1 protein-coding gene is annotated in these 618 nt (G+C 67.6%); it reads left to right on the forward strand.

Features of this window, described 5'->3' with window-relative positions:
• Positions 1–618: thiamine pyrophosphate-dependent enzyme (locus ABGB11_RS42470; RefSeq protein ID WP_347641381.1), on the forward strand; the 618-nt coding region annotated here is incomplete at both ends.

Raw genomic sequence — 618 nt, forward strand, 5'->3', positions numbered from 1 at the left:
CCATCGCCTACTTCGGTGACGGCGCGACGTCGCAGGGCGACGTGAACGAGTCGTTCGTGTTCGCGTCCGTGTTCAACGCGCCGATCGTGTTCTTCTGCCAGAACAACCAGTGGGCCATCTCCGAGCCGCTGGAACGCCAGTCGAGGATCCCGCTCTACAAGCGCGCGCAGGGCTACGGCTTCCCGGGCCTGCGGGTGGACGGGAACGACGTGTTCGCCTGCCTGGCCGTGACCAGGAAGGCCTTGGAGAACGCCAGGACGGGCCAGGGTCCGACGCTCATCGAGGCGTTCACGTACCGGATGGGCGCCCACACCACGACGGACGACCCCACGCGCTACCGGCTGAAGGCCGAGGAAGAGGCCTGGAAGCTCAAGGACCCGATCGAGCGCGTCAAGGCGTACCTGGTGCGCGGCGACCTGGCGGACCCGGCGTTCTTCGACAAGGTCGACGAGGAGGCCAAGCAGATGGCGCGCGAGCTGCGCGAGGCGTGTCTGGCGCTGCCCGACCCGGAGCCGCTGTCGATGTTCGACCACGTGTACGCCGACCGGCATCCGCTGATGACCGAGGAGCAGGAGCAGTTCGCCGCCTACCTGGCGTCGTTCGAGGAGGAGGCGAAGT

The sequence above is a fragment of the Actinomadura sp. B10D3 genome (genome assembly GCF_039871695.1).
GTDB lineage: Bacteria > Actinomycetota > Actinomycetes > Streptosporangiales > Streptosporangiaceae > Spirillospora > Spirillospora madurae.